Source organism: Clostridioides sp. ZZV14-6345 (assembly GCF_020657775.1).
GTDB lineage: Bacteria > Bacillota > Clostridia > Peptostreptococcales > Peptostreptococcaceae > Clostridioides > Clostridioides difficile_D.
On record NZ_JAGWCX010000065.1, the window covers coordinates 1 to 23542 of the forward strand.

The following is a 23542-nucleotide window of genomic DNA, read 5'->3' on the forward strand; positions in this document are numbered from 1 at the left end:
TTTAAAGAATACACATAAATATTTCCAGACTCTATTTCACAAGTACATTTTATTTTGAAGGTTATAGTAAATTATTCATATTAATACTATCTACCATTTGGGAAACTTTATCTATATATTCTATATTATTGTACAGATTATTATAATACTTATGACTCTCATCTCTATTTCTAAAAGAATAAACTTTTTTATTTAACTTCAAAGCCTCTTTTATAATATCTATATTCCTTTTGTTTATTTCACCTACATTAAATCCAGTATCTATTATAACCTTAGAGTTACTTAGGCTCTTAATGGCCAAATCGAAACTCTCATCGCTTATCAACTCAAATGGCTTTTCTGTAAACATCTTTATGCCCATAGTTCTACCAATTTCATAATCAATATCATTTTCATGTATTATTCCAGAGTATAGACCTATACCTTTTTTAGTAAAAGCTCTATAAATTGGAGTTGCTTTACCCCCACCACCAATTATAAAAACTTCATTTTTAGATTTATTACTAATTTCTACTGCACCTAAAAGACTATTAAAATTTTTATCATCCAACTCATAAAGCGAATTTATAATATCCTCATCTACTACATCTTCAGGTTGACCATAAGCTATGACTTTATTATTTTTTATAAGAGCAACCTTATCACAACTTTTTAATGCTATATCTATTTCATGTAGTGAAAGTATTACTGATATTAACTTTTCTTTACTTAGTTTCTTTAGTATGTTTATGAGCTCCAATCTATGTTTTATATCCAAATGAGTTGTCGGCTCATCCAATATAATTATTTCTGGTTCTTGAACGAGAGCTCTTGCAACCAACACCTTTTGTTTTTCTCCATCACTTAGTTCATCAAAATATCTTTTCTTTAAATGTAATGCATCTACAGACTCCAATGCTTCGTCTACCATTATTAAATCCTTTTTAGATAGACTCCCAAAAAATCCTGTATACGGATACCTTCCTATATTGACTATATCTTGTACAGTCATTAAGTCACCTAATAATCTATTTGTAAGTACTAAAGCCATTTTTTTTGATAATTCTTTTCTGGATATATGATTTACATCTATATCATTCAAATATATCTCACCTTTTATTGGTGTTATAAGTTTAGATAAGGACCTCAATAGGGTAGTTTTTCCAGCTCCATTACTTCCCAAAAGACATAGTATTTCTCCATTTTTTACTTCTATATTTATATCACTTACAACTACTTTGTTATTGTATCCTACACTTAAATTATTAGTTTTCAACATATCTAAGTCCTATCCTTCCTTTTCATCAATAGCATCACTACAATTGGAGCTCCTAATAAAGATGTTATAGTGCTTATTGGTAATTCTACTGGTGATAAAATTACTCTTGATATCAAATCACAAAGAGCTGTAACTATACTTCCTAAAAATATTACCACTGGTATTAAAACTCTATTATCTGATGTCTTAAATATCAATTTTGAAATTTGTGGTACTGCAAGTCCAATAAATCCTATAGGGCCTGCAAATGCTGATACTATTGCAGCTAGTATACTAGATATAAATACTATCAAAACCCTAAAAAATTTTATATTTATACCAATACTTTTTGCATATTCTTCTCCCAGTAAAAAAGCATTTAAAGGTTTTATTATGAAGATAGTCATCAAAAGACCTAACATACCAACTATTATAAGTATTTCTACCTTTTCCCATGTAAATCCAGAAAAACTCCCCATAGACCACACAGTAAATTCCTTTAATTTTTCGCTATTTGCAAATGATTGTAACACATTTGTTATACCACTACACACATATCCAGTCATAATTCCTATTATTAAAAGAGTTGTTATATTCTTTACCTTATTTGCAAATAGAATGACTATAGACATTACAATCAGAGCTCCTATAAATGCTGCCACAAATATACTCATTGAATTTATACTTTCAAATCCCAATGTATACCCCCCCAAAATCATAAGTGCTACTGACAAAGTAGAGCCTGAAGATACACCTAATATATATGGTTCAACTATTGGGTTTTTGAAAAATATCTGTAGTAAGATACCTGATACGGCTAGACAGGCTCCACCTACCATAGTTGCAAGTACTCTAGGGATTCTTATATTGTAGATTATTTTATAATGTTCTGTATTATCCATACCTCTTAATACAACATCTATTATTTCCTTAAATTCAATTTTTACAGAACCAAATGCTACACACACTAAAAAAGTAAGTATCATACCTATAATTAGCGCTATAAATACTGTAGTATTCCTTATTCTAATTTTATTGATAAAATCCATTTATATACTCCTCTTATCAAAACTATATTAACTAAACTCTATAAAACCTATCTTTTAGTGTCGTCTTATATACTATTTATCATAGTTTATATAATGTTTGATTTTTTCACCTGTAGTTCCTGGATGAAACATCTCAACTAAATCTACTATTAATTCGTCTGTCTTATCTACTGATTGATAATAATCTGGAGCAAACACCCATAGGTTTCCATTTTTTACAACATCCAAATCAGCTAACATAGGTGCACTAGATTTTATAGAATCTAAGTTTGGTGCATAATCTGAACTTGATGAGTATACAAATATATCTGCATCCTTTGCAACTTCATGTAATTGCTCAATGCTCACTCGTCCTTCATTTGAATCTATTGAAGCACATGCATTTATTCCACCAGCCATTTTTATCATATTGTCTACATATGAGTCTTTAGGTGCTATATAAGCATTTCCTTCATATACAGATGCCCATACAACTTTAGGCTTAGTTTTATTTTTTATTTTGTTACTTACCTCTTCTATTCTTTGTACTGTTTTATCTAGTTCACTAGTAGCTATATCTTCTTTATCATAAAATGCAGCTATTAAGCTTGTCCACTCCATCCTTCCAAATGGATTTTGCTCTTTATATTCATTATCCACAACATAATTAAGCCCTAATTCTTTTAGTTTGTCAATAAATTTTGTATCAGCTTCTGATAAGCCACTACTCACTATAGTTAAATCAGGATTTAAGTCTACTATTTTTTCATAATCTGGTGCTAAATTTGAACCAACATAATGTATCTTTCCATTTTTCATTAAATCTTTAATTTCTTTAATAGTCCAATACTGTTCTTCTGTTGTTACTGCTTTTATACTATCTAGTTCATCTATTGTTCTTAGAGAACAAGCTTGTGTTGTAGATGCTATTAATACATTGTCCACAGGTGTTCTAACTATATTAGAATTTTTATACTTTGCAGGAATTTTAATCTTCTTAGGGATTAAAATTAGTTCTCGATTATCTCCATCAGTTACTTTTTTAATTCCATCTTCTAAATCTTCAACACTAAATCCACTTGCATATTTTAATTCTAACTTCTTACCACTACTAACTTGTGCATTATCTTTATCATCTTTACTACATCCTATAAGACCTCCTACCAAAAAAATTACCATAACAATTAAAAAAAACTGCTTTAAAACATTTGATTTAAATTTCATCTTTTTCACTCCAATATTTTATTTTTTATGAGTGGCTAAAAACTTTAATAAAATAAAAAACTTCTCCTAATTTAATAAGGAGAAGCTTATATATCAACTTTACAAAAAATGAATTGATATTTCATTTTATTATAAAGTACAATCTCCACCCTAAATTGCACCTATGTAATACTGGGCAGGTCTCCTGACTCACGGCTTCTCCTCCATCATCCTTCCCAAAATTTTTTATAAATTTCAGTGGATTTTGATTTTGTATCCGTATACAGTAGCGGGGGCTGTAGTGAATTTACATCACTTTCCCTATTAAACTAATATAGTACCCTAGTATTATTTAATTTAATTTTTATTAAGATAATTGTAGTTTATTGTTGACTACTTTGCAAGATTGATTTAACATATATTTAATTCATTCATCAATTTTTTAATTTCACATACTTGCTTTTCATTTGGTTTTATAAATGGGGCAGTCATATAATCGCTTATTTGTAATCCTCTGATAGTCATAGCTTTTTTCATTGCTGGTATAAATGGATTTGTTATTAAGTAAAAATCCATTGCTTTATTGATATATTTTTGAATTTTTATAACCTTATCCATATCTTTACTGTTATAAGCTTCAGCCCATTTAGAACAAACTTCTGGAATTAAATTTGATAGTCCACCTATACAACCTGCTCCCCCAGACATTAGATTATGTATAAAGTTTTCATCATAACCACTATATATCTTAAAATCCGGGAAATCTGCTTTCATAGTATTTATTAAATCTCTAGTGTGTCCCATCAAGGTTACTGTATCCTTATATCCAACTATGTTTTTATGTTTTCTTACAAGTCTTAATGTAAGCTCTGGACTTAAATCATAACCAGTTCTATCTGGATAATTGTATAAATATATTTCAGCTTCTGTATTTTTAGCTATCTCACTATAAAACATCTCAATGCTATCATCATCAAGAGAGAAATAATAAGGGCTTATTATCATAACTCCATCTGCTCCACTATTATGTGCATAGTTTGAAAGCTCTATAGATTCATCTATACACATACGACTTGTACCTATAAACACTTTTACTCTCTTATTGACATGACTAGTTACTAAATCTATAAGTTCTTTTTGCATATCCATAGACATATTAAAGAACTCTCCAGTACTTCCCATTATAACTAGACCATCTACACCCCCATCTATAAGATAGTCGTATACTTTTTTATTTCCTTCTTTATCTAAATTTCCTTCTTCATCAAATATTGTAACAACTGGTGTCAAAAATTCTGCTTTCATAATTTAAACTCCTAAAATTTATTTTAATATGTTCATTTAATACATTCAGATTCTGCCTTAATATTAGCTATATTAAAACATTTACTTAATGTAATTTCTTAAAATTCCAATACTTTCAATCTCACATTCAATTACATCTCCACTACTCATATATCGTGGAGGTGAAAAGCCCATCCCAACTCCAGAAGGTGTACCAGTAGCTATAATATCTCCAGCCTCTAAAGTCATACCTTTTGAAAGTTCTGAAACTATATCTGAAATGTCTGATATGAATAACCTTGTATTAGAACTTTGTCTTTCTTCACCATTTACTCTACTACATACTTTAAGTTTTATAGGAAAAGAAATTGCACTTTTATGTAGGATACATGGTCCTAAAGATGTAAATGTATCTAATCCCTTTCCTCTAAACCATTGAACATGCTCTCTTTGCAACTTTCTAGCAGAAATATCATTTATAACAGTGTACCCAAAGATATAATCTTCGACCTCTTCTTTTTTAATATTAACACCTGTCCTACCTATTACTACTCCAAGTTCAACTTCATAGTCTAGTTGATTATTTATATCAAAATGACCATCTATCTCATCTTCTGGACCTATCGCTCTTGTCACACGTTTTGTAAAATATACTGTTTTTTGGGGCTCTTCAAAACTATTATCAAAGTGAGTTTGAGTTTCTTCAAGATGGTCTTTATAGTTCACTCCCACACATAAAATATCATGTATAGGTTTTTCTATAGGAGCATGTATAGTACATCTTTCTCTCTCAAAAGCGTTATAATTATAGAATATCCCTTCATTTATAATAGATTTTAACTTCATAATATCGTCTTGAGATATATTTTGAATCAAATCATTTAAATCCTTAAAAGAATTACTAAGATTTAAAGAGTTAATATCTATAATAAATAACTCATCTTTAGAAAAAACTCCAATCTTTTTATACTCATTTTCTCCTTCAGTAAAACTAATAAACTTCATAACCTCACCCTTATATTAAAATTCTATGTAATCAACCTATTACTTAAATCTTATACATAGTTACATACTCTAGCTATTGCCATTTCAGTATATCCAAGAGACTCTGCTTTTGATTGTTTTCCATTTGCTACATCTATAACCATCTCTAACAAATCATCTGTTAGTTCTTCCATTGTCTGTGGACCATATATAACTGGGCTAGCATCAAAATCCATATTATCTTCCATGTTTGCAAAAGTTATTTTATTTCCAGTTATTTTTATTACTGGGGCTATTGGATTTCCTGATGGAGTTCCCCTTCCTGTACATTAGGGTCTTCATTTTTTGAAAAGAGAACTATTTTTAACTATATAATTGATGAAATGACTAATATAGTTAATTCTTGTTCTGAGACTTGTCAGCTTGGTATACTTGACAATAATGAAGTTCTTTATATCGGCAAAGTAGATTCTCCAGAACCAATTAGACTTATTTCTTATGTTGGAAAAAAAATACCTGCTAATTGTACAGGTCTTGGAAAAGCTCTTTTATGTGATTTTGATAAGGAAAAGCTAATAAGTTTATATCCAGATGGTCTAAAAGGTTTTACAGAAAAATCAATTACAGATTTTGACGTTTTATATGGCCAACTTCTTGAAGTTCAAAAAACACAAATAGCTTCAGAATGTGAGGAATCAATGGAACACCTAAAATGTCTTGCTGTACCGATAAGAAAAAATGGATGTATAAGAGCGGCTGTTAGTGTAACACTGCCATTATTTAGAGCTAATGAAGAAAAAATAGAACTGATAAAAAAATTACTTTTAAATGCTCAGAAAAATATTCAATCTATGATGGAAGAACGTAATGAAGATATTGTAATAAATTAGATTAATATTTTGTATGTGTAAGATATTATTGTAATAATTAAAAATTTTATTTTAAGCCAATATATTTATTTAATTTATACAGTAAAAAACAAAGTTGCTGACTTAATTACAGTAACTTTGTTTTTTTATAATCTTTTTTATCTTTTTATTGACATAATAAAAATACTGTGTTAAATTCTAATCGTAATTACGAATCAAATTCTTATATAAGAACCAATAAACCTATATTAATCTAAAATACAATATATTATTGGTAAATTAGTGAAAATTATTAGATATATATTTCTACATAAAAAATCAATTTAAAATAAAAGGAGATTTCAGTTATGAGCATTTATTATGTACCACCAATAAATTTACTTGGGAAAGGATGTCTTAATGAAGCTAAAGATTCAAGCAAATCATTAGGGACTAAGAAGGCATTTGTTGTTAGTGATAAATTTCTAGTTTCAAATGGTACTGTAAAAAAAGTAACAGATATTTTATCACAGATAGGTGTAGACTTTGCTATTTATGATGAAGTTAAACAAAATCCAACTGTAACTAATGTAAATAAAGGACTTGAAATATTAAAATCAGAAAATTGTGACTTTGCTATTACTATAGGAGGTGGTTCTACACAAGACTGTGGCAAAGCTATATCTATATTAGCCACTAATGGAGGAGATATTTGAGACTATGAAGGTATCAATAAAATTATAAGAGAGTGCCTCAAAATATTTTTTATTTTATTACTGGTACTCTCTTATGATTAAAATATTTTTTATTAAATACTAGTATCTAATCTTATTTATTAAAAATCTATGCTTATAATAATTCTCTTAATGGATTATAACTGTTGTTGTATCTGGTATATTATCGTATATCCATTTCGCATTTTCTGTACTTAATCTTATACATCCATGGCTAAGAGCTTCACCAAGTCTGCCATCTATTATATAGCTTCCTGTTGAATCATATAGTACAGAATGATAGTAATATCCTCCTTTAATTCTGGTAGCATACTTAACTGAATATTCATCTGTTCCAAAAGAAGGCTTTCTTCCACTTATATAAAATATACCTGTTATAGTTGGAGTATCAGGTTTACCTATAGTACATTGCCACTTGTAAAGTTGTCCCCAGCCTCCATTGTCTTTCTTAAAAATATAAGTATATTTATTTCTAAGGTCTGTTACAATTAGATAGTCACTAGTACTTTTAATGTTATTTTCATTAACAAATTTAGTCATATCAGTATAAAAATAGTTATAATCTAATTCATTGGGTTTATTCCCATCAGTCGATAAAAAATAATTAAAAACATACCCTATTTTATCATCATATACAACCTTACTCCAATCTCCATCTACTTGTAAGACTTCAACCCTAGATTTTTCAGGAATTACTGTAATTATATTGGAAGTTGTAGACTTATCTTCTCTTAAGTTTAAGTTACTCCAAGTATATTCGCTTACTGATACCAAATCCTTATATACATATCCTTCTTGAGAATTGTACATCACTTTAATCCAGTCATCTTCTTCATCTAATACCTCCATTTTAGCTCCCTGAGGTATTACAATTATGATACTTGAATTTGTAGATTTGCCAGACCTCAAATTTACATTTGCTAAAGCATATTTATATATAGGCGCTCTGTATTTTTTAATATTTAGTTTAGTTAATTTCACACATATCCATCCTCTCATATGTCTTTTTACAACATTTTATGAAATTCGATATGTATCCGTTCTCCTATTTTCAAACTTTACTTGTATTACTAATAGTATTTCTATATATACTTATATTCTCATTTCTATTTGTCTACTTATTTAAATTTACGATATTGCAGTCTTTAATATACTCTTCAATTATACTTCTAGCCACATTAAAATAACTTATACACTTATTAAAGCCATCTATATTTACGGTATTTTCTTTGATTTTATCTAGAGAAAGCCTCTTTGATTGTCTTATAATATTTTTTTCATCAGTACAGACTGCCCTTTTTAATACATCTCTTTGTCTTATAGAAAACTGGTATCTATCACCAACAAAAGTAACGACTGGGTCTACTTTGTAATCTCTATTGATTAGCCATTCTATTTCTTCTTTAGCCTTTATAAGTCTTGTTAATTCTTTACTTGAAAACTATCTTTTATCACTATCATCAAACCCTATTTTAAATATCTTATTTATATCATTTCACCACCTTGCTTTAAATATATCACTGCACTACATTAAATACAGATTATTTCACTTTTTAGGATAATTTTTAATACCATTATCTTATCCATTTAGATTATTCAATATTTATAATTAATTATAACGCTTAACCCCACTTAATAATACAGAATAATAGATTCTATATTATATTTATAAGTTTATAACATAAATAGGTAGTGTTTCAAAATAAACTTTTTAGTTCATAAGGTAATCTTCTTTTATAAAATCTAATATATTTTTATCATTTAAACAGTAAAAAAGAGACTTATCTCTATTTTTTGAGATAGCCTCTTTATAAAATCTATTTATAATGATAATTTTAGATTTATATATTAAACTTATGTTATACTTCTTTTATCATATTAGGAGATAGAACATCATTAAGAGCTTCTGTCATAGTTGGATGTGCATAAACGCGGTCTCTTAAATATGTATACTCTACCTCTAAATCTACAGCTAATTGAATTAAGTGGATAATCTCACTTGAACCTTCACATATCATAGTAGCTCCAAGTATCTTATTTGATTTCTTATCTATTACTATTTTTATAAATCCATCTGCCTTACCAATCTGTTTAGCCCTTGGGATTGCTTCTACTGGCATCTTTGCTACTAAGACTTCATATCCTTTTTCTTTAGCTTGCTTAACATTAAGACCAACTCTTGAGAATGCTGGGTTTATAAATATAGAATTTGGTATATTTTTTCTATCACTAGTTGTTCTAGTCTTATTTCCAAACATTTGATTAATAATTATACGATAATCATCTAGTGAAATATAAGTAAATTGTGGACCTCCATTTATATCACCTATAGCCCATATATGTTCTTTATTAGTCTTAAGAGTATCTGATACTTTAATAAATCCTCTTTCATTTAATTCTATGCCTGCATTCTCTAATTCTAGTCCTTCAGTATTTGCCTTTCTTCCTGTAGCTACAAGTATCATATTACTTGTTAATTCTTTCAATTTACCATCTATTTCATACTCTATTGTAGCTAAGTTAGAAACTTCTTTAATCTCTTTTATCTTTACATTATTTATAATTTTTACATTTCTCTTTTCAAGCAATTTTATTATTTCTTCTGAGTCTTCAATATCTTCATTTGGTAAAATAACATTATTAGAATTTAATATTGTAACTTCTGTTCCAAATGAACTGTAAATACCAGCAAACTCTAAACCTATAAAACCAGCTCCTATAATTGTCATTTTTTTAGGTAGAGTTCTTAGCTTCATAAGAGACTCACTATCATATACTACATTCTTGTTTTCAATACCTTTAATATTAGGTATAAATGGTCTTGAACCAGTATTAATAAATATCTTATCTGCTACTAACTCATAAACTTCATTTTCAGTTTTAACTTGGATTGTTTTTTCATCAATAAAAGTCCCCATTCCTGTAAATATAGTTACATTATTATTTGAATTTAACTTATTATAGTTAGCTTCTCTAAGCTTTGTAATTAAAGTTTCTTTTTTATCTATAGCTTTCTCATATTCAACTTGAGCTTCATCCCAAGAATTTATATCCTTTGCTTTTATACTATTTGCTGAATTCTCTAAGCTTTTAGTTGGTATACATGCCACATTTATACATGTTCCTCCATACATCTGGTCTGACTTTTCTATTAAGGCTACTTTTAATCCTTTGTTTGCCAAATCTCCTGCTAATGTTTTTCCACCTTTTCCAAATCCTATTATTATAGCATCAAATATTTTTTTCATATAATTTTCAACCCCTTCTTGTGTTGTTTATACTTTTACTATAGCAAGATTATCTAAATGCTACAATTAGGTACTTTTTTGTAACCTTAAATGTATTTATAACCTTATACTTAAAGATTTTAATTTATTTATTTCTCTGGTTTTCAATAAAAGATGCCATAGTCTCTTTATCCATAGCCCCTGGAATATACTGAGTTACATATCCCTCTTTATCAATTATAAATGTAGTTGGAAAAGCATTGATTCCATATTGATATGCTAACGCTCCATCTTCATCAAGTGCAACTGGGAAAGTATACCCTTGTTCTTTTAAGAAGTTAACCACATGTTCTCTTGAACCTTCTCTACCTAAATTAGGTGAAGCTACTCCTAAAATTACTACATCTTCATTATTTTTATTATAGTCTTTATATAGTTGCTCTATGTGAGGCATTTCTTCTTTACATGGAGGACACCATGTAGCCCAGAAATTTAAGAATACAACTTTACCTTCATAATCACTTAATTTATGTGTTTTACCATATTGGTCTGTTAAAGTAAAATCAATAGACTTTATTCTATCTTCATCATTAGACCCTGTATTGCTATTTTCATTATTAGAGTCTTTTTGACTATCATTACCACTAGAATTTTCTTCTTTATCATTAGAATTTTCTCGTTTATTTTCTTCTTGCTTACTTTCAATTTTACTATTTTGTGACATATTAAAATGTTTGCTTATACTTCCAAATCCATTTACCATCATTAATATTCCTGACACTATAAGTATAATTCCACCTATTTTTTTAATAATTTCCATGTTGGACTTTATCTTATCTATAGTTTTAAATAGTTTACTATAAAACATAGCTGTAATTATGAATGGCAAAATGAAACCAATAGTATATACTGCTATTAAAAGATTGGCACTAAGATGATTACTTGAACTTGAAACCATTACTAGTACAGATGCCAATATTGGACCAATGCAAGGTGTCCACCCAAAACTAAATGTAAAACCTAACAGAAAAGCTGTTATTGCTTTCATTTCTTTAAACTTCATATTAAATCTTTTTTCTCTATTCAATATTGAAGATTTAATTATTCCCATGTAAAACAAGCCCATGATAATAATTATAATCCCACCAATAAACATTATTAAATCTTTATTTTCATTAAAAAACATACTCAATGCTTTTACTGATGAACCCAATATAAAAAATGTTGTTGATATTCCAAGAGCAAAGAATATAGTATTTTTAAATAGAGAACTTCCTATAAAACTCGTTTTTCCTTCTTTTAGATTCTCTACACTGCTATTTGACAATATACTCAAATAAATTGGCAAAATCGGCAATATACATGGTGAAAAGAACGATACTATACCCTCTATAAATACTAAAAATAAATTTACATTTTGCAAATTAAAATTCCTCCTTGTTTTATTTTCAACATTACAATCTTACTTCCAAAGCAGAATCTGATTAAAAAATTATGTAATTTTAATACCTTTTTCTACTCATAGTTTAATTAAATCCTTATTAATCCCAGAGCAAATTCTAGTATTTATCACAATTTAAATTTTTATTGCTCCACATAATCATTTTTTCCATAACAGGAAGTAATAGTAATCCTGATTCACTTAAAAAATATGTTGACTCTACAATATTATTAACCAGTTTTTTTTGGTTGACTATAATTCCTTGTTCAATTAGAAAATCTAATTGTTGAGCTAACATTTTCTTACTACAATCTGGTATAGCTCTTTGTAACTCTCCAAATCTTTTTTTATCTTTTTGTATTTTCCATATAATTATAGCTACCCACTTTTTACCTAATATACTTGATAAAGCTTCTACTGGACAATCATATATCATATCATCTATGTTGTACATTTTATTCTCCTCTTTTCTTTATTTAATTTATTAAATAAGCTTCTATAGCAATGTATTTATTGATTTTACAAATATACCTAGCTTTACTTAATTAAAATTTTTATTGTATATATTCCTAGAACAAACTATTTTAGATTTCATGTAATTAATATATCAGTTTTATAAATACATAACAATTGGTCACTTTTTTGTAACTACATCAACTCTATTAAGATACAATTTTCACTTTATTTTATTATAATTTCATTGATTTTAAACTATTGATAAAATCACTCTAATATAATAATTCTTTATTTAAACTGCTTATCCTGTTAAACTATTTATTATGCTTCAATAAATTTTATATGAAATATTAAATCTATACATTAATATTTACCCAAATTTATACAAATTAAAAAGGGTGTGTCTCAAAATGAACTTTTTAGTTCATAAGACACTCTTTTTTGTATGAAATCAAATATATTTTCATCATTTCAACAATGAAAAAGAGGCTTATCTATTTTGAGACAGCCTCTTTAAACAATAAACTTATTTTTCCACTTATAAATCCAATAATATTGAAATAACATCAAAAGGTGCTATTTCATATATTTGCTCTTTTTCTACATCTTCTATTGCACTTACAATTTTCCCGTTTCTATTTTTAAATATTTGCTCATCTAATATCATTTTCTTACTGCTTGGATTTTCCAATCTTATTATGAATTTATCTTTACTATAATAAGAAGGATAACATGCTGATATAAGATAGTTTTCTGGTAAAGATATTACTTCTAATTCTCTATTTACAGATTTCTCGACAATTGATTTTTGAATCTTATTGTCTATACGATATAAAAAGAAATTGTAGTCCTGCAATTGATAATTTACACATTCCTGTAGATAATTGTGAGTTAAACTTGCAACGTCTAATTCATCAAATGGTTTGGAACTCATATATACTGCGAATGAAAAATCTAATTCTTTAAGTATTTGAGCTTTATCAGTTTTAATTCTTATATGACCTTTTTTAGTTGTATCGCCAGAGGCACGCCCTGGTCTATACAATAAATCAGGCTTTCCTAGTTCATCTGTAGTAGCAAGCAAAGTCAATGCAATTTCATCTTCAATATGTTGATATTCTTTTATTCCTCTAGTAAATACAGTACAACTTCTATTTTGATTTGTCAGAGTAATGTTACTTTCCAAAGGTTCTAAATCTATAGGCATTTCACTGTAAATATCTTCCCAGTTGTCTAAAACTCCATTTTCTCTTGTTATATATCCAAATGGCAATGATGCTATGTTTTTATTATCTTTTATATCAGTTTTTATATGAACACGTAGTCTATGATTATATACTATATTATCAACACAAAACTTTACATATATTAATGGATTTTCTTTTGATAAGATAATACTTGCTTTTACATTTAATTTTTCATTAAGATATTTGTTTTTTCTATCTTCTAATGTACGTGGTAATAGAGTAGAACCTTCAACCACTATTTTTTCATATCCTAAAGTTTTTTCTGTATATACTCTCTCAAACAAAAGTTTTATATCCTCATCATCTTCTAATGGAGAAAAGTCATAAGTGTCACCTGCATTACCACTGTCTTTTAAGGTTAAAAAGTTTGATATGCAAGTTCCATCTTTAAGCTGTAAATTTAAGTTTCCATCTTTATATATTATCTTATAATTGTCATTAGATATAAAAGTATCATTAGATTTATTAAGTGCTACCATTTCTTTATTACTTGATTCAAAACTAACAACTTTATAACCAAGTGCAGGAAGCTGTATATTTATTCTTACTTTTAATATATAATATCCTGCTTCTTCAATAAATATATTACCAGCAGGTGTTTCTTCTAATACATTTTCTCTCGGTTTTACATAAGTTTCTTCAATTATAGTAGCATCTAAATTATCTTTAAAATAAATATTTTTACTATCACTTACAACTTGTATCTCTTTATATCCTCTAAAACGTTTAGTTTCTGTATTAAATACTAGAATATCATTTTTAGATAATTTAAGCCCTTCTGAAATTTTTTTGACAATAGTATTTTCAATACTATCACATATTTCATTTGCTTCTCTTATACGATGAAGAATATCATCTGTTACAGTATCAGTTACACATCCAGCTAAACTATCGTGTGCTTGTCCTTCTAAAAGTTTTTTCCATGTATTTATAATTAATTGATTGCTTATTTCAATTTTGCTCTTTTTAGCAATTACTAATAATGGTTCTATTCTTTTAATCAACTTGTTTTCTAGTTTATCACATGCTAATTTTATATCCATTCTACTAGAACCAATTGATTTATGTATTCTTGCCAGTACAGGTTCTCTAAATTCTCCTCTATAACTTTCTAATGACTCTATGGATTTTATATATTTCAAAAACTCTTGATATGAACTTGTTATATATGAATACTTTCCAATATTATTAATCTCTTTAATTTTATTCTTGAAATCACCTATTATATTTAGTTGGTCATTTCCTGAAGGTATTAATACCTCATCTAAATCACTATATGATTTAATAAAATCAATAGCTGGGTCTAAACGTCCATCAACATATTTTGATGAAGGTTCTAAAAGCATACCAGTCCCATATCCATGTGGCATATTTACAGCATATATATAACTTTCTCCATTTAAGCTTTTCCACTTAAAATATGGTGATTGAACCTGTTTACCAAGATGTATACCTCTCCAAAAAAATATATTATCAAGACCTACATGCTTTAACAATACAGGCATCTGTGCATTAAATCCAAATGTATCTGGCAAATACCCAATTTTCATATACTTACCATATTTTTTACTTTCAAAAATTCCAATCATTAAGTTCCTTAAAATAGACTCTCCTCTAGCAAAGAATGTATCTGTTTGAGTAAACCATGGTCCAATATGCAGTCTATCTTCTTTTATTAATTTTTTAATGATTTCTATTTTTTCTTTATGTATTTGTACATAATCATCCAAAATAGAAAGCTGTCCATCAAGAACAAAACTTACATCTGGATTACGTTCTAGTTCATCAATTACATCTGTAAATAGTTGTTCACTAAGTACTAATGCATCTCCAGAAGTAAAATACCATTCTCTATCCCAGTGTGTATGATTAACAATATGCGCTTTTATCATTTACTCTCCTCTGTTCTTTATCTTTAATATTTAATTCTAAAGTCAATATCTAATACTTTATTGAGTATAAGATTTATCTTGAATATAATTCATATATAATTTACAACTCTTCTTAAAGCTATACTACATTTTAAGCTTCCCACTCTGATTCGTCAAAATCATCATCTTCAAATTCATCATCTTCAATCACTGGATTTCCACGTAATAGTATAACTAGGCCAGCTACAATTGCTGTTCCAACTACTATTGATAATACATACATTGGCCATTTTTCTACTGTAAACCACCCATAAAATCCACTAATTGGAGTTGCATTTACTGAACCTAAACCAACTTCCATAGCTGAAGCAATTGCAGTTCCAATTACACATGAAGGTATTACTTTTAATGGAGATTCTACTGCAAAAGGAATTGCTCCTTCACTTACTCCAATTAAACCCATTATAAGAGATGATTTTCCAGCTTCACGTAATTGCTTATTATACTTTTGTTTTGCTAATATAGTAGCAAGACCCAATCCTAATGGTGGTATAACGATTCCTACCATTGCAGCAGTATTGGGTGCATAAATTCCACTTGTTAATAATGCAAGTGACGTTGTTAAAGCTGCTTTATTAACTGGTCCACCTAGGTCAACTGCCATCATAGCTCCAATAATTGCTGCCATCAATATCTGATTCGTACCTGATAATCCATTTAACCAATTTTCTAATCCAGTATTTAATGTAGCAAAAGGTATCCCTATCACATAATTAATTAATACAACAGTGATTAATGTACCAAATACTGGTACTATGAATATTGGCACTATTGAAGCTGCCGATTTTGGTAACTTTACATGATTTTTAATAAATAAACATATATATCCTGCTATAAGACCAACTGCCAAAGCACCTAAAAAACCTGCCCCTATATCTTTAGCAATCATCCCACCAACAAGACCTGGTACAATGGCTAATTTATCAGCTATAGAAAATCCTATAAATGCAGCAATTACAGGAAACATTAATCCTAAAGCAGTACCTCCAAAACCATCTAAATCATGTAATAATCTAACAATACTACTAGCACTTTCTGCATATTTAGCATCCCATATATCTGGTATATTATAGAAAGAACCACCAACACGAGATATTGCCATTATCATAGCACCTGCAATTACTAGTGGAATCATATATGAGATTCCTGTTAAAACATGCTTTTTTAACTCAGAGACTATCTTTTTTAACATTACATTTTCCTCCATTTATTTAGTGTCAATTAACTTTAGTGCATCATTTATTACTTTTTCTGCATCCTTTATAGGTGCATTGACTGGTACTTCTAATATTTCTTTTCCCTCAAAACGCTCAGCATTTCTTACTTTAGTATCTACTGCAAATATTACTACTTCTGCAATTTGTGCATCTTTTACAGTTAACTCATTATCAATTCCTGTAGCTCCTTGTGTCTCAACTTTTATAAGGTGTCCCATCTTTTTTGAAGCTTTCTTTAATGCTTGTGCTGCCATATATGTATGTGCAACTCCTGTTGCACATGCTGTAACTGATATAATTTTTCTTTTCATATCTACATCTCTCCTTCTTCACTAAATATATTAATTATTTCTTGTGCTGAATTAGCTAATTTTAATGCATCCACATTATCATCATCCATAAGCTTAGTTGCCAATTTAGACAATAATACAAGATGATTGCTATCCTTATCAATATTACTTATAGCCAGTAAGAAAATACTATCTACTGGTTTTTCATCTAAAGCATCCCACTCAATCTTATGTTTAGTTTTTGCAAATATTATAGAAGATTGCTTGACAGCATTACTTTTCCCATGAGGAATAGCAATACCATTCCCAATACCTGTAGTTGCATGTTCTTCTCTTTCTAAAACAGACTTAACATATTCTTCTTCATTGTCCACAATCCCATTTTCAACAAATATACTACTTAATTTTTTTATTGTTTCTTCCTTTGTAGTTGCATCAAGATTAAAAACAATTTGCTCTTTTTTTAATACATCTGATATTTTCACTATATATTCTCCTCCATTAGCAAATCGTACACTTCTTTTGGTGAAGTTGCACTTAATATGTCATTTATATTTTTTTTATTGTCAATGAAGTCATAAAAAACTTCATATATTTCATCAAGTTCTAGGTTTTTGTCATTTTCTAATGAAATGAAGAAAATAACTTCTACATTTTCATTTCCCCATGTAACAGGATTTTTTAAAGTTGCAACAGATATATTAGATTTTTTAATATAATTAGGATTAGCATGAGGTGTAGCTATTGATTGAAAAGATGTATAAGATAACTTCTCTCTCTCAATTGCACTTTCTGCTATACCTTCTTTTGCAAAACCTTTTTTTATCAGGTTATCTGTTATACATTTAATTACATCTTCATAGTTTGAAACCTCAATGTTTAATAAAATATTTTCTTCAAAGATTAAGTTTTTGAAAGATTTATATTTCTTAGAAACATTCCCCGAAACATTTTGTATATTTCTTTCCAATGTTCTTATATCACTTTCATTTAAAATAGGGCTAACTACTATTGTTGGAATAGTTTCTAACTCTAAATAAATAGTACTTATTACTAGGTCTGCATCAATTTTACTGGACACTAGTTCTTGTACAGAAAGTATTTTTTCAATCTTTATCATAGGAAAGTATTTTTTTATTCTTGCAGATAATAATCTAGATGAACCTAGTCCTGTACTGCACACTAGAATTACTCTAATATTTTGTGGAAGTTCTTTCATTCTTTCCCTAAAAGCTTCAAAATGTAGTGCTATATAGGCACATTCATCATCATTTATCCTAATATCATATATAAATTCAATTACTTTCTTTAAATCTAAAGCTTGCTCAAATGATAAAGAAAAGTTTTGTTTGATTGTGTTTACATATGGATTTTTAATACTAAACCCATATGTCAATCTATTTATTGATGAATGTACATGTGAGGTTAATCCATCAATCAAGTCTTTGTCATAAGCTGTCTCATACAATGTATTTTTTATAATTTCTCTAAGATTTGAGATATTATTTGTATTTGTTTCATATGGATTAGTTAAAGTATTTTTTAGTTCAGTAGTATCTCTATGTTGGTCAGCTGCTACTAAATGCAGATTTATATATCCAATTTCAGATTTTGGTAATAGTATCGAAAATTGTTCTTCTAATTGTTTTGCTAAATAATTGGTATTTGACATTTGATTATTTTCTATATTACCAGTATACAAACTTTCTTCTATATATTCGCCTTTTCTAATTCTCTCTACAGCTATAGCCAAATGTATAACTAATGACTGAAATTCATAATCAGAAAATTCAAATTTTCTTTCTCTGCTTAAATTCCTAAGAATATCAATAATTATTGATAAATCATCTTCAGAAAAAATACCATTTACATCTGCTTGTATCTTTTCAAATGCTTGATAAAAGCTTTCTTGTTCTTGCTTAATATACCAGTTTCTACTCCAAAATTTATGTATAAATTTAGCAGTAAGTTGCCTTTTATCTCTTTCACTTATATTCAACTTTATTCCTTTACTAGGTTTTTTATATATAGAAACTCCTTCATTTTTTAGCAATTTTTCAACTTCAGCTAAATCTCTTTCAATAGTTCCACGACTTATATATAATTCATCAGAAAGTTGTTGTATAGTAATATAATCATTAGTTTTCAACAATATTGAATATATATAGATAACTCTCTCCTCTCTGGTTGTAGGAATTTGACTTCCTTTATTATCTAGGTAAGGAAGTATTTTCTTTAAATCTCCATCAATATAAACACCTATTTTAGGTTTTCTCACTAAAGAAAGACCTATCTTTTTAAGTACTGTTTCTACTTCTTTAAGAGATTTTGAAACTGTTTTTTCTGAAACATCTAAATCATCTGCTATTGCTTTTACAGTTGTATGACCTTCTTTTAATAAAAACTTTATTATTCTAATTTCACGATTTTGAATCATATCAGTTAACATTTTCAATTTTACTCCTTCCCTTTATTTTTATTTTAATGGAAAACATTTTTCTAAAAAACTACTAATATTTCCTGATTAAATACGGTAATTTTGATGTATTGAATACTTTAATTTTAGATGATAAATTAAAAACTATCTAAATTTAATATGAAAGGAAATAACATAATGCTAACAATAATTATTGCTTTGCTTCCTGTAATGGGATGGGGATTGATGCCAATAGTTGCAAATTTTAAAAAAAGTTCTCCTTATGAACAACTTTTAGGTACCTCTATAAGTGCATTTATATTTTCCACTATAATAACTTTGGTTATGCATCCTGAGATTACATTTTTTTCATTTTTTGTAAGTATGATTTCTGGAGTATTCTGGAGTTTGGGACAACTAATGCAGTTTAAAGCGATTCAAATTACTAGTGTATCTAAAGTCATGCCGATTTCAAATGGTTCACAGTTAACTTTTACGACTTTGCTAGCTGTAATCTTATTTAATGAATGGACTAGTACTAAAATGTTCCTGATTGGTTCTTTATCAATATTATGTATAATAATTGGTATACTTCTCACAAATTATCAGACTAAAAAATATACAGATAAAAATATGTTAAAATGTGTTGGAGTTGTATTATTATCCTCTCTATTTTTGGCATTATATGTTATAACTAATCAAATATTTTTGATTGAAGGATATAGAATTATATTACCTCAATCTGTTGGTATGTTGATAACTTCATTTATTATTGTTAAGTATTTTTCTAAAGAGATTGTATATAAGGAAAGTGTTTTATTCAATTTAATTACTGGAATATTGTGGTCAATAGCGAATTTAGGTATGTTTATAACAACTAATACATTGGGAGTTACAATAAGTTTTTCTATCTCTCAGAGTTGTGTGATAGTAGCCACTTTAGGAGGGATTATATTTTTTAAAGAAAAGAAGAATAAAAAAGAATGGCTTGCTATTCTTCTTGGCATAATACTAATCATGTCTGGTGTCTTTATATTGAGTATTATAAAATAGGTATTTATTTACACAAATCCATATATACTTTGTACATATAAATTAACTGTTTCAATTTATTTAAATAAATTTACTCATATACTTGAAATAATAGCATATGTATTTATGAAACTAAACTATACTCTAAATGTAAGCCTATTTCATTAAATACACATGCTATAAATTTATAAATTTTTCTTCAAATATGAGAGTATCAAGTATCCTATATTGTAAGTAAATTTAACTTTAAAAATTCACAAACTAATGTTTTGTTATTTAATGTTAAGTTTTTTATCTTCTATAAGTTTATCTGCAACCCACTCTGTAACTTGACCTGTTATTTTAATACAGTGCTCTTTCCTTTCGGGAGACATGAAGTTATCACCATCCCATTTCTTTGTGATAACTCTACAACATGTTGCACCGTATTCTTTTTTAATATAATCATGCAAACCTTTAGCATGTTCAAACATCTTTGGATTCATAGTTTCCCCATGAACTCTTCCATATACTATACCTAAAGCCATCTCACCTCCAGATATTGCTCCACAAAGACATTGTGATTTTCCAAGTCCTATTGGAAATCCTGATGCTAACTTAGTTATCTCTGGACTTAAAGGTTGACCTAAAGCATCATTTATTGTCTGAAGAACTGCTTCAGAACAAAAAAACTCTCCTTTTCTAAAATATTCTTCTGATGTTGTTCTAACCTCTTTTAAATATTCTTCTTTTGTTTTCATTTGTTTTCCTCCAATAAAGTTAAGCTAAATTAAGTTTCTAGAGTTTATCTTATTTTCATATATTTATATTAATATTTTTATCAAATACACATATTTAATAATTCTTATTTAGCTTTAGATGTACTTTCTGATTTACTAAGATATATAATAAATAAAACTAAAACATATAAAATAATCACTGTAGCGATTATCTCTTCTAATTTAAAAGCATATGAAATCCAACTTACAAAATGACCTGACTTAGTTAAATAACCATTCATTAGTTTCATACCCATTGCACTTATTGCCATAGGGAATGTAAATGCAGCAAAACTTGGATAAAAAGGCAATCTTAATAATTTTGGTAAGTATCCCAAAACTATAATATAAAATACAATTGACAATATGAATAACAAGTATAATACTACGCTATTTTTATCTGAAAAAGAATTGATATATCCAGACAATAATAGTGAACCTGGTGCAGCTAATATAGCTATACTTGGTAAAGATGGTTCAGGCATTTCCTTGATTATCCATACTCTCTTTAAAACTACTGGTATAAGAACTATATAAGATACAAATCCTATCCAAAAAGCAATTTTGCCAATTAAAAGTTGATTAAATGCTGGTGCTGTAACACTAGCTGCAACTATCCCAACATAGACTATATACCAAGATGGAAATACTGTTTTTATTGAGAATTTAACTAAGAATTTCTTACTAAATAAGACTATTAACAAAAGATGACCCACAATTCCTATGCTCCAAATCATAATACTTAATTCTAAAGATAGTGATTTTACATATGTAGCAAATATCATTGTTGCCATTGTTATAGTTGGAAATGTACTTGATATTAAAGGATTTTCTAATTGCTCTTTAACACCCTTTCTAAGTAATATTATTTTGACTATATAAATTGCATACAAAATAAATCCTATAAATCCAATTACATTACGTAATAATTCATTATAAGATTGTAATAAGTTACCTAAAGTAAATATTGACAAAACCAAACTTGCAATAGGTATAGGATATTTCTTTAATAAATTCAAATTCTACCTCCTTTATTACTAAATTATTTGTGTTTTTAATTATATCAAAAATATGGTCAAATTGACATATTATGACCATATTTTTGATATAGAAAATATCTATTAGATTTAATTCTATTATTATAAGTATCTATATTCTTAATATATTAAGGTAATTAGTATATTTATTTTTAATCAAATATACTAATTTGTTTATTCTTATCTATTTTAACAGTCTTCATATCTCTAACGCTTATTTTGGCATCATCTCTTAAAATACCTATAACCGAAACTCCTATGCCTAAAGGCGTGGGGTTCTTAGGTACTACATGAATTTCTACAATACTCTCAGTTATGATGAATCATAACCTACAACATATTATCACTAATCATATTCCCTAAGACTTTTATTAATAAAGTATCTGTTGACACCATTAACATTAATATTAGGATCGTTTCTCAACCTATATAGTTTTTATATCCCCATACTAGATACTAATTTATAACCATTTAATTTTAATTCTTTTAGTCTATTTATTTCTTTATCATGTAATATTTTAAAGCTATCATATGTGTTAATACATAATTCTCTGTTGATTGATTTTAAATCTTCATTAACATTCATTATTAAAAATGCAGAATAGCAATCTCTTTGAATACCCATACTATTATTCCATCTATCTCTTAATTCCTTCTTATTGTACTCATCTGAAAAGTGATTATATTGACTAGCTCTACATTTAGCAGTATCTATCTTATATAATCTTTCATTATTATATTTTAACTTATTGTCTAACATAGTCAAAAACATTGATGGTGCTTTATTTGTTAATGATTTTCCAAAACGTTTCTTCTTATTAATTCTACCAGTCTTTTCATTAATAGTAGTATCCTTTGCTCTAGCTTGAAGTCTTTTATAACTCATCGTTTCAACATAAAACTTATTACCTAAATTTAGTAATTTGTTAATCAATACATAATGGTCTTGCTTTCTTATTTCAGCCTGCTTTCTATATAACTCTTTTCTTAGTGTTTTTAATTTAATATAGTGATTACTAAATATCCACTTATCTCTATTTCCTTGTTTTATAGTACCATTATCATTGAATTTATTAGGATTGGTTGCACGTTTACTTCTATCCATTTTGCGTTGAATTAATTTTAATTGCTTATCTATGTTATTAACATTAGGAGCTAACTCCAATAACTTA

General features: G+C 27.8%; 21 protein-coding genes, 1 pseudogene and 1 riboswitch. Of the genes and pseudogenes, 3 read left to right on the top strand and 19 right to left on the bottom strand.

All coding sequences use genetic code 11. The annotated features are described in order from the left end of the window. Nucleotides 1-61 precede the first annotated feature (61 nt). From KGF39_RS15405 to KGF39_RS15430, 6 genes are all read right to left on the bottom strand, one after another. Entirely contained in the window at nucleotides 62-1258 is a 1197-nt protein-coding gene (locus KGF39_RS15405) for an ABC transporter ATP-binding protein (RefSeq protein WP_227822981.1), read from the bottom strand. A gap of 2 nt (nucleotides 1259-1260) precedes the next feature. Continuing rightward, entirely contained in the window at nucleotides 1261-2286 is a 1026-nt protein-coding gene (locus tag KGF39_RS15410; protein ID WP_227822982.1) for an iron ABC transporter permease, read from the bottom strand. Nucleotides 2287-2358: 72 nt separating this feature from the next. Next, entirely contained in the window at nucleotides 2359-3489 is a 1131-nt protein-coding gene (locus KGF39_RS15415; protein WP_227822983.1) for an ABC transporter substrate-binding protein, read from the bottom strand. A gap of 156 nt (nucleotides 3490-3645) precedes the next feature. Then, nucleotides 3646-3828: riboswitch (cobalamin riboswitch) on the bottom strand. Between the two features lie 51 nt (nucleotides 3829-3879). Continuing rightward, the gene (locus KGF39_RS15420) at nucleotides 3880-4773 is read right to left on the bottom strand and encodes a dihydrodipicolinate synthase family protein (RefSeq protein WP_227822984.1); all 894 of its coding nucleotides are present in this window, start codon (nucleotides 4771-4773) and stop codon (nucleotides 3880-3882) included. Between the two features lie 81 nt (nucleotides 4774-4854). Beyond that, entirely contained in the window at nucleotides 4855-5757 is a 903-nt protein-coding gene (locus tag KGF39_RS15425; protein WP_227822985.1) for a fumarylacetoacetate hydrolase family protein, read from the bottom strand. A 50-nt stretch (nucleotides 5758-5807) separates the two neighbouring features. After that, nucleotides 5808-6032: a UxaA family hydrolase gene (locus tag KGF39_RS15430; protein ID WP_227822999.1), complete on the bottom strand. Its 225-nt coding sequence runs from the start codon at nucleotides 6030-6032 to the stop codon at nucleotides 5808-5810. Between the two features lie 87 nt (nucleotides 6033-6119). Here KGF39_RS15430 and KGF39_RS15435 point away from each other — a divergent pair, with 87 nt between their 5' ends. Both KGF39_RS15435 and KGF39_RS15440 read left to right on the top strand, forming a co-directional pair. Further along, a complete protein-coding gene (locus KGF39_RS15435; RefSeq protein ID WP_227822986.1) occupies nucleotides 6120-6626 on the top strand; it encodes an IclR family transcriptional regulator C-terminal domain-containing protein in 507 nt (168 codons plus the stop codon). A 326-nt stretch (nucleotides 6627-6952) separates the two neighbouring features. Next, on the top strand, nucleotides 6953-7300 hold the full coding sequence (locus KGF39_RS15440) for an iron-containing alcohol dehydrogenase (protein WP_227822987.1): 348 nt from the start codon (nucleotides 6953-6955) through the stop codon (nucleotides 7298-7300). A 147-nt stretch (nucleotides 7301-7447) separates the two neighbouring features. Here KGF39_RS15440 and KGF39_RS15445 read toward each other — a convergent pair whose 3' ends face one another. The 10 genes from KGF39_RS15445 to KGF39_RS15490 all read right to left on the bottom strand — a co-directional run bounded on the left by KGF39_RS15445 (nucleotide 7448) and on the right by KGF39_RS15490 (nucleotide 19576). Continuing rightward, entirely contained in the window at nucleotides 7448-8317 is an 870-nt protein-coding gene (locus KGF39_RS15445) for a L,D-transpeptidase family protein (RefSeq protein WP_227822988.1), read from the bottom strand. 115 nt (nucleotides 8318-8432) lie between these two features. Beyond that, the gene (locus KGF39_RS15450) at nucleotides 8433-8732 is read right to left on the bottom strand and encodes a DUF434 domain-containing protein (protein WP_227823000.1); all 300 of its coding nucleotides are present in this window, start codon (nucleotides 8730-8732) and stop codon (nucleotides 8433-8435) included. A 445-nt stretch (nucleotides 8733-9177) separates the two neighbouring features. Beyond that, a complete protein-coding gene (locus tag KGF39_RS15455) occupies nucleotides 9178-10566 on the bottom strand; it encodes an FAD-dependent oxidoreductase (RefSeq protein ID WP_227822989.1) in 1389 nt (462 codons plus the stop codon). Between the two features lie 124 nt (nucleotides 10567-10690). Next, nucleotides 10691-11968, bottom strand: a complete 1278-nt coding sequence (locus KGF39_RS15460; protein WP_227822990.1) for a cytochrome c biogenesis protein/redoxin — start codon at nucleotides 11966-11968, stop codon at nucleotides 10691-10693. A gap of 136 nt (nucleotides 11969-12104) precedes the next feature. Continuing rightward, nucleotides 12105-12440 carry a winged helix-turn-helix transcriptional regulator gene (locus KGF39_RS15465; RefSeq protein ID WP_054274924.1) on the bottom strand — a complete coding sequence of 112 codons (336 nt, stop codon included), beginning with the start codon at nucleotides 12438-12440 and terminating at the stop codon, nucleotides 12105-12107. Between the two features lie 540 nt (nucleotides 12441-12980). Next, nucleotides 12981-15581: a glycoside hydrolase family 38 C-terminal domain-containing protein gene (locus KGF39_RS15470; protein ID WP_227822991.1), complete on the bottom strand. Its 2601-nt coding sequence runs from the start codon at nucleotides 15579-15581 to the stop codon at nucleotides 12981-12983. A 130-nt stretch (nucleotides 15582-15711) separates the two neighbouring features. After that, on the bottom strand, nucleotides 15712-16812 hold the full coding sequence (locus KGF39_RS15475; protein ID WP_227822992.1) for a PTS fructose transporter subunit IIC: 1101 nt from the start codon (nucleotides 16810-16812) through the stop codon (nucleotides 15712-15714). 15 nt (nucleotides 16813-16827) lie between these two features. Beyond that, on the bottom strand, nucleotides 16828-17148 hold the full coding sequence (locus KGF39_RS15480) for a PTS fructose transporter subunit IIB (RefSeq protein WP_227822993.1): 321 nt from the start codon (nucleotides 17146-17148) through the stop codon (nucleotides 16828-16830). Nucleotides 17149-17150: 2 nt separating this feature from the next. Then, on the bottom strand, nucleotides 17151-17612 hold the full coding sequence (locus KGF39_RS15485; RefSeq protein WP_227822994.1) for a PTS sugar transporter subunit IIA: 462 nt from the start codon (nucleotides 17610-17612) through the stop codon (nucleotides 17151-17153). Beyond that, the gene (locus KGF39_RS15490) at nucleotides 17612-19576 is read right to left on the bottom strand and encodes a BglG family transcription antiterminator (RefSeq protein WP_227822995.1); all 1965 of its coding nucleotides are present in this window, start codon (nucleotides 19574-19576) and stop codon (nucleotides 17612-17614) included. Before KGF39_RS15490 ends, KGF39_RS15485 begins: the two co-directional genes overlap by 1 nt. A 165-nt stretch (nucleotides 19577-19741) precedes the next feature. On the opposite strand from KGF39_RS15490, the gene KGF39_RS15495 reads away from it, so the two are divergent. Beyond that, nucleotides 19742-20596, top strand: coding sequence for a GRP family sugar transporter (locus tag KGF39_RS15495; protein WP_227822996.1), 855 nt, complete (start codon nucleotides 19742-19744; stop codon nucleotides 20594-20596). Nucleotides 20597-20847: 251 nt separating this feature from the next. On the opposite strand, the gene KGF39_RS15500 is transcribed toward KGF39_RS15495, so the two are convergent. From KGF39_RS15500 to KGF39_RS15510, 3 genes and pseudogenes are all read right to left on the bottom strand, one after another. Continuing rightward, the gene (locus KGF39_RS15500) at nucleotides 20848-21315 is read right to left on the bottom strand and encodes a C-GCAxxG-C-C family protein (protein WP_227822997.1); all 468 of its coding nucleotides are present in this window, start codon (nucleotides 21313-21315) and stop codon (nucleotides 20848-20850) included. 104 nt (nucleotides 21316-21419) lie between these two features. Continuing rightward, nucleotides 21420-22352, bottom strand: a complete 933-nt coding sequence (locus KGF39_RS15505; protein WP_227822998.1) for a TDT family transporter — start codon at nucleotides 22350-22352, stop codon at nucleotides 21420-21422. Between the two features lie 454 nt (nucleotides 22353-22806). Next, nucleotides 22807-23542, bottom strand: a pseudogene (locus KGF39_RS15510) (RNA-guided endonuclease TnpB family protein); the annotation flags it as partial.

What these genes read in the sequence shown, in the direction of transcription:
- KGF39_RS15435 (WP_227822986.1), top strand. Translation starts at nt 6,120, where the DNA reads ATGACTAATATAGTTAATTCTTGTTCTGAGACTTGTCAGCTTGGTATA.
- KGF39_RS15480 (WP_227822993.1), bottom strand. Translation starts at nt 17,148, where the DNA reads ATGAAAAGAAAAATTATATCAGTTACAGCATGTGCAACAGGAGTTGCA.
- KGF39_RS15415 (WP_227822983.1), bottom strand. Translation starts at nt 3,489, where the DNA reads ATGAAATTTAAATCAAATGTTTTAAAGCAGTTTTTTTTAATTGTTATG.
- KGF39_RS15405 (WP_227822981.1), bottom strand. Translation starts at nt 1,258, where the DNA reads ATGTTGAAAACTAATAATTTAAGTGTAGGATACAATAACAAAGTAGTT.
- KGF39_RS15470 (WP_227822991.1), bottom strand. Translation starts at nt 15,581, where the DNA reads ATGATAAAAGCGCATATTGTTAATCATACACACTGGGATAGAGAATGG.
- KGF39_RS15495 (WP_227822996.1), top strand. Translation starts at nt 19,742, where the DNA reads ATGCTAACAATAATTATTGCTTTGCTTCCTGTAATGGGATGGGGATTG.
- KGF39_RS15445 (WP_227822988.1), bottom strand. Translation starts at nt 8,317, where the DNA reads ATGAGAGGATGGATATGTGTGAAATTAACTAAACTAAATATTAAAAAA.
- KGF39_RS15465 (WP_054274924.1), bottom strand. Translation starts at nt 12,440, where the DNA reads ATGTACAACATAGATGATATGATATATGATTGTCCAGTAGAAGCTTTA.
- KGF39_RS15440 (WP_227822987.1), top strand. Translation starts at nt 6,953, where the DNA reads ATGAGCATTTATTATGTACCACCAATAAATTTACTTGGGAAAGGATGT.
- KGF39_RS15410 (WP_227822982.1), bottom strand. Translation starts at nt 2,286, where the DNA reads ATGGATTTTATCAATAAAATTAGAATAAGGAATACTACAGTATTTATA.
- KGF39_RS15455 (WP_227822989.1), bottom strand. Translation starts at nt 10,566, where the DNA reads ATGAAAAAAATATTTGATGCTATAATAATAGGATTTGGAAAAGGTGGA.
- KGF39_RS15500 (WP_227822997.1), bottom strand. Translation starts at nt 21,315, where the DNA reads ATGAAAACAAAAGAAGAATATTTAAAAGAGGTTAGAACAACATCAGAA.
- KGF39_RS15420 (WP_227822984.1), bottom strand. Translation starts at nt 4,773, where the DNA reads ATGAAAGCAGAATTTTTGACACCAGTTGTTACAATATTTGATGAAGAA.
- KGF39_RS15425 (WP_227822985.1), bottom strand. Translation starts at nt 5,757, where the DNA reads ATGAAGTTTATTAGTTTTACTGAAGGAGAAAATGAGTATAAAAAGATT.
- KGF39_RS15490 (WP_227822995.1), bottom strand. Translation starts at nt 19,576, where the DNA reads ATGTTAACTGATATGATTCAAAATCGTGAAATTAGAATAATAAAGTTT.
- KGF39_RS15475 (WP_227822992.1), bottom strand. Translation starts at nt 16,812, where the DNA reads ATGTTAAAAAAGATAGTCTCTGAGTTAAAAAAGCATGTTTTAACAGGA.